The sequence below is a fragment of the Mesotoga sp. genome, from assembly GCF_035363035.1.
Classification (GTDB): Bacteria; Thermotogota; Thermotogae; order Petrotogales; family Kosmotogaceae; genus Mesotoga.
This window is the reverse complement of record NZ_DAOSEH010000107.1, coordinates 1-6069: the sequence shown is the minus strand read 5'-3', so window position 1 is coordinate 6069 and position 6069 is coordinate 1. Positions and strand designations below refer to the sequence as shown.

The 6069-nt window shown below is 47.0% G+C and carries 8 protein-coding genes; all 8 read left to right on the top strand.

Annotated features, from left to right (window positions below; all coding sequences use genetic code 11):
* Positions 1 to 38: 38 nt before the first annotated feature.
* The 8 genes from PKX57_RS11025 to PKX57_RS10990 all read left to right on the top strand — a co-directional run bounded on the left by PKX57_RS11025 (position 39) and on the right by PKX57_RS10990 (position 5917).
* Entirely contained in the window at positions 39 to 719 is a 681-nt protein-coding gene (locus PKX57_RS11025; RefSeq protein ID WP_472417326.1) for a hypothetical protein, read from the top strand.
* 51 nt (positions 720 to 770) lie between these two features.
* Positions 771 to 1580 (top strand): hypothetical protein, encoded by an 810-nt coding sequence (locus PKX57_RS11020; protein WP_472417324.1) that lies wholly within the window; start codon positions 771 to 773, stop codon positions 1578 to 1580.
* On the top strand, positions 1577 to 1933 hold the full coding sequence (locus tag PKX57_RS11015) for a hypothetical protein (protein WP_472417322.1): 357 nt from the start codon (positions 1577 to 1579) through the stop codon (positions 1931 to 1933). Before PKX57_RS11020 ends, PKX57_RS11015 begins: the two co-directional genes overlap by 4 nt.
* Positions 1934 to 1935: 2 nt before the next feature.
* Complete coding sequence (locus PKX57_RS11010; protein ID WP_472417320.1) at positions 1936 to 4284, top strand: hypothetical protein; 2349 nt, start codon at positions 1936 to 1938, stop codon at positions 4282 to 4284.
* A 170-nt stretch (positions 4285 to 4454) separates the two neighbouring features.
* Complete coding sequence (locus PKX57_RS11005) at positions 4455 to 4715, top strand: hypothetical protein (RefSeq protein WP_214047840.1); 261 nt, start codon at positions 4455 to 4457, stop codon at positions 4713 to 4715.
* Between the two features lie 4 nt (positions 4716 to 4719).
* The gene (locus PKX57_RS11000) at positions 4720 to 5145 is read left to right on the top strand and encodes a lytic transglycosylase domain-containing protein (protein WP_472417318.1); all 426 of its coding nucleotides are present in this window, start codon (positions 4720 to 4722) and stop codon (positions 5143 to 5145) included.
* Positions 5142 to 5684 carry a hypothetical protein gene (locus tag PKX57_RS10995; RefSeq protein WP_472417316.1) on the top strand — a complete coding sequence of 181 codons (543 nt, stop codon included), beginning with the start codon at positions 5142 to 5144 and terminating at the stop codon, positions 5682 to 5684. The genes PKX57_RS11000 and PKX57_RS10995 overlap by 4 nt, the downstream gene beginning before the upstream one ends.
* Positions 5685 to 5692: 8 nt before the next feature.
* Positions 5693 to 5917, top strand: a complete 225-nt coding sequence (locus PKX57_RS10990) for a hypothetical protein (RefSeq protein WP_472417314.1) — start codon at positions 5693 to 5695, stop codon at positions 5915 to 5917.
* Positions 5918 to 6069: the final 152 nt, after the last annotated feature.

Sequence of the window (6069 nt, the reverse complement as noted above, 5' to 3'; positions counted from 1 at the left end):
ACCGCCCGAAAGGGCGGTTTACTTTTGGAGGGATGCAAATGGCAAGTTATTTCAACTTGACACTGGACACCACGGGTCCTGCGAATCCGCAAATAGTTCTCGAGAGTGGTGCTCAGTACGCTACTCAGCAGTTGATAAACGCGGCGCTGTCTTGTAGCGACGCCGACAAGACAGGTTACCAGATCAAGATTTGGGGAGATGTCGATACTACCTATGATGCGGATGTCCAGGGCACCGAAGCCAACTCCAACTGGATAAGTTGGACAGCCACCAAGCAGATAAAACTCGAGTCCGGAGATGGCTCGAAGACAGTGTATTTCAAAGTCAGAGACGATGTTTGGAACCAGTCTGGACAGGCTTCGGCAAGCATAATCCTCGATACGACGAGGCCGATTGTGACCATATCCGGTCCGGACGTTTCGAAAATCTCGAAGGTCTCCGGAAAGAATGTCGCTTCCTTCTCTTTCTCCGTTGACTCCATCTTCGATGAGTTCAAAGTCAAGGTCGTCAGCTCTACAGGAGCAGACCACAACTCCGGAACTCAGATTCCTACGACTGGTGGTTCAACGAATATGAGTGGGAACGCGGGAGACTATCCGGCAAGCACGCCTATCAACTGTCAGGTTTACGGTGCCGATCTCGAGGCTGCCAGCGCGGGCGACGGCCAGAAGATAATCAAGGTCTTCGTCAAAGACCAGGCCGGAAACTGGTCGGTATAACGACTGTGCAGAGCGGGGAAAACCCGCTCTGCCTTCTACTGGAGGGCTGTCATGAATGCGTATTTCTTCCTTGAACTGGACACAACAGGCCCTCAGATTGCGCTTTTTACGCCTGACTATACGGGTCGAGATTACTGCCCCGTCAGAGTAGAAGGAGACGAGTTACTTGATCCGACTCTCGAGCTATATGTAATCGATTCGAAAGGGATAAAGCAGAACGCTACAATAGCCTATTACGGCACCTACTTCGAAGGATTCATTCCTTTTCACAATGTAGCGCCGGGTATTGCCAATATTTATGCAAGAGCCAGGGATACCGTTTTCAACCTTTCTAACTCAGTACAGAAAGCAGTCCTTGTATTCGGAGAAGACGAAGTAACGGGCCTGGAAATCGAGACCAACGAGATCCCGCTTCTGATTTCTGCTATATCGAAAGTCCCCGAGATAGATCTCCAGGAGATCATCGGAGACATAGACCTGCAAAGTCTTGGTATCGGCGGTAAAACCATAGTTGTTGTTTCTTCTACTACGCTTCTTCGAAGAGTTGCTGAAATAGAAGCAAGGAGTGATTTTATGCAGTATCAATTTGGGAATACGGTTAAGCTGGAAGCTTTCTTCAAAGACTTCGACGGAAACCCCGTGGACCCATCGAATATAAAGCTCATTGTTTATGACTCAAAGTTCGGTGTGGTCTCAAGCATTGCCATAACATCCGAAAACAGGGTAGAACTCGGTCACTACTATTATCTCTACACCCTACCGGCCGGAACTAATCCGAAGACCATTTATTACGAGTGGTATGCGGAGATTCAGGGAAACCCGACTGTCAAGAGGGAATCTCTGAAGTTGGTGTTCATATGATCGATGTTACTGCCGTTTCGACTTTCAAGCTCTCTTATATGTACGGGTTTGATTCGTCGCTTGTCACTTTCAAGTCCGATGTGAACATAGTAGCCTGGAGAATAAATCGACTCGGCACCTCATGGAACTCCGGGGACTTGTTGGAAGAAGAGAAATTCGACTGGTCGGCTGCGAACAATAAGACCTGGAGCTTTCTGGAATCAAACTCGATTTCCTGGGCTCAGATAGCTTTTATAGAAGCCGGGGTATCAATCACTTCGCAAATTCAGGCGGATGAACTCCAGGAAGGTACTCAAAGAATCAATGTATACGGAAAAGACCGATCGGGCATCTGGTCACCTTACGGAGGATAGTCATGCAGACAACTTCAAATCATGGTTTCAAGAAACCCGAGTATTCGGATACCGCCGATATCGCCGATCTCAATTTCAACTTCGACAAGATAGACCAAATGCCCGTTTTCTACGAGCAAAGCACCGAGCCGACAAATAAAGTTGCAAACAAGACAATCTGGTATGACACGGCCAATTCGCTCATGAAGCTGTGGAATGGTTCAGCGTGGGTAACGGCAGCCGCTTCGTATTCGCATAATCACATAGTGACCTTGACTGTGCAAACGGCAGCGGCTACGGCGGCAAAAGTAACAGACGAACCAGTTACATTCGAGGCCGGAACGCTCTATCTTGTGCGCTTCAAATATGGGAATACTGCAGCAGCTCCAACGATCAATGGCGTAAACGTTCGTCTAGGCGTTGCAAACGCTTCAACCACAACACTCTATTTTAGCGGAGAAGCTGTTGTACCGATGTTGTATGATGCGGTCTTGAACAAATTGCAGATCATGGGTTCGCACGACACGTCTGATGATACGGAATCTTACACCGTGAGGTGGAATTGTACTCTTCAGGCCGGCACAGACCCGATCTACGATTACAAGATAGTGATGTTCGGCACAGACGGAAGGCTTTATCCACTGACCAAAGAGAACGGCACTGGAACGAGCAAAACTGTTTCAAATGCGGAATTGGATATAAATATGCCGATCCTGTATTATGGTTATACAGCCGATATCGCTGCAAACGGCACACACGCTAGCTACTGGTACAACGGAGTAACTAACGGGAACTTGCATTATACAGCCAATGTTGCTTCGGGTTGGGCGGCGTACAGACCTATCTATCTCAAAGGAACGATACAGGCCAACGGAAGTTTCAAGCTCGCAGGAGCAGGAACAGCAGGGGGAACGGACTTCCTGACTCAGACGCTCCCCACTACCGACGACGGTTATGTATATCTGTTACTCGGTGTCATGAACAACACCACAACCAGCATAAGAATGACAACAGCCATAGCCGCATATGAGTTCAAAGACGGGAGGCTGAGGTCGTACATTCCGAGCCACAGCCATTCGGGAGTGTACGAGCCTGCTTTCAGCAAAAATGACGCGTTCAACAAGAGTTTCGGTACTACGTCGGGTACGGTGTGTCAGGGTAACGACAGCAGGTTGAGCGACGAAAGAGTACCTTTGTCACATGGAAATGAAAAACATAGCTCGACATTTGTTACTCAGACTGAGATAAACAGCTCCATTTCCTCTCACACCAGCAATGCAACAGCGCATCATAATAACGCCAATGACCCGACCTCAGATCAAAAAGCCGCTTTAGCCGGAACTTCCGGCACGCCTTCATCAGCCAATAAATACGTTACTAACTCTGATTCTCGAATGACGAACGCTCGTGCACCGACAGCTCATAAGAATACCCATGCAACGGGTGGATCTGACGAGTTATCAAAATCAGATATAGGCTTGGGAAGTGTCGAGAACTACGGTATAGCAACACAGGCGGAAGCTGAAGCCGGGAGCGTTGATAATAAATACATGACACCGCTAAAAGCAAAATACGCGATAGATAAGCTTGGCCTTTGTGCGTTTCTATATCTGGAATCAGAAATCGAGGCAAAGTTAGCCTCTGATTCGGCATGGTGTGAAAGACTTTTCAAATCACATTTTGCCGTACCGCTCATCTTTGATGATAACCAACGTAGCTATTGGTATGACACTGTTCTTGCAGAAGATACGGCAATACAGGAGTTGGTAGAATCTTCAGTAGCAATGCCATATGTTGCAAAACTGGCAGATTGGATGGCTTCTCTCACTTCTACTTACACGCGCAAAAATTGGCTTGCTTGTTCACAATCTGCTATGGCTGCGATATTCAAAGAAGTCGTTGGCCGAACTATCATGCTCTATGAAGACTATATCGGCGTGGTCTGGATAAACGAGAACAGTGCCGAAGTCTGGGAAGGCGGTTCTCCGGCTGTTCCGCATACGTATAATGATTACGTTTCGTCTTCCATCATCGACGGCTACACATCCGGAGGTAAAGGGCTTCGTATCAACAAACTCGCTAGTGCTCCCACTGGTTATTACGCGTGGTCCGCAGATATTGATATGACGGATGTTTCCTCAATTGAGATATACACTCAGAAAGGGGGTTATACATCGGGTAATTATCTTCAGATCAAGATTAACGGAACTTCCGTGTATAACTCTACATCAGGTCATAGTTGGACAAAACGCACATTCGATGTTTCTTCGTTGACTGGTGTGGAGACTATTGAACTGGCTCTCAATGTAACTGCATCAAATCCCGGCGCATATGCGGACTTTTCGGATATCTGTCTGATCAAGTCTGCTTGATCGATAGTAGAGAATGTAATCTACACAGATAACACAGGCCGTCCTTTGAGACGGCTTCTTTCATTCCATATTCTGAGGGTGATCTTGTGCATGAAGAATGTGAATTCCTGAAAAACCGAGACCAATTCGAGACGCAGATAATTCACAAGGTAAGAGAAGAGATTGTCGAAATGAACAAAGCTCAAGACGAAAGGATTGATGAAAGGCTGGACAGAGTTGAAGCAAACATAAAAGATTTCATGCAGAACGGCTTCTACAAGAAGTTCATGCAGGATGTGTGGGAGATGAACCAGAAACTTATAGAAAAGGCCATGGAGAACTCTTTCGGAATCAAATCCAAAAAGATAGAACTCTGGAAAGCGATCGGACTTGCCCTGCTAGGAGCGTTTGGGATAAAGGTTCTGGACCTCCTGACAGGTTTTGTGAGGTGATATGGTGATAACTCTCGAAGACATAAGAGCCTGGATGAGACAGAAGGCAACCAACCCTAAGATTGAACCTGAGCTTCTCTTCGCAATAGCCTGTGTTGAGTCTTCTCTCGATCCACAGGCGGTTTCAAAAAAGGGCGCCCAGGGATTGTTCCAGTTTATGCCGATAACACAATGGGATCTTCGTGAGAGGTTCGGTTATCCCTTCAATCCGTTTTGCCCTGTATGCTCGACCGTTGCGGCCAGCATTTATTTGGCCTGGCTTTTTTCAAAGTTCCCTGATGACACAAATCTTGTCTTAATCGCCTGGAACTGGGGCTATGGAAACGCCCAGGACTTCATCCAGGGGAAGATACCTAGATTGCCGAAAGAAACTGAGGACTTCGTGAAGAAGGTCCTCGCAAAATACAGAGAGATCAAGAAGGAGGAATGAATGATATGGAGTGGCTATGGATAATCGCACCAGTGGCTTCGATAGCTATCGTAATAATACTTGTCTGGAAAGTGAAGGGCGAGATTGTCTCGAATATCCTGGCAATAGCTAAGCCGGTAACTACGGTAATTGAAAAAATCGTACCGGACAACGGTTCTCTTCTTGACAAGCTGACAAGATGGGCGAAAATTGCTGTCGTGAATATGGAAGTCATGTACAGAAATGCTAAGGAAGCGACAACGAAAGATACGGAAGAACGAGATAAGCTTAATGAAGAGATTGAAGACCATGCCGTCAAACTTATGAAAGAACTCGCCGGAGTCGACAACCAGTCAATCCCATCTCATGTTGAAAATGCCGCAAGAGCCATTGTGAAGTACGAAGTCGAAGCGTTTCTAAAACCCTTACAATCACAGGGAGTACCGGTGCTTGTAGTTGAAGAAGAGACTGAACCGATTGCAGCAACCCAGGAGATCAAAGAAACACCGACCCTGCAGGTACCCCTTGACCCTTTAGAATCTACTCGGCCTACGGAGTGAATCTGGACTTGAAGACGTTGAAGATACAGCCTGAAAATGTCTATCTCCTGAGAGTTTTCGAGAAAGACAGGCTCTCGCTCAACATTGGCGGGAACATGAAAATCGGCGTTCTCACGCTCGGATACAAGACCAAGATCCCTATCGTGGTTCACTCGGGGTTATCTAAGAGGTGGGATAAGCTTTTCAAGCCTGAGTTGCCCGGGATCTTCGTAGGTTTTGAGGTGAGGTTCTGAACTCGGCTTGTTAAATAACTTTGAAGAGTATTCTCTAAAAAAACCGGAGCGATACCATTTTGATGATATCGCTCCGTTATCCGTTATAGTTTGGAATACCCTGGCAGCCCCACGGGGAATCGAACCCCGACCTTCGGACTGAGAATCCGGTG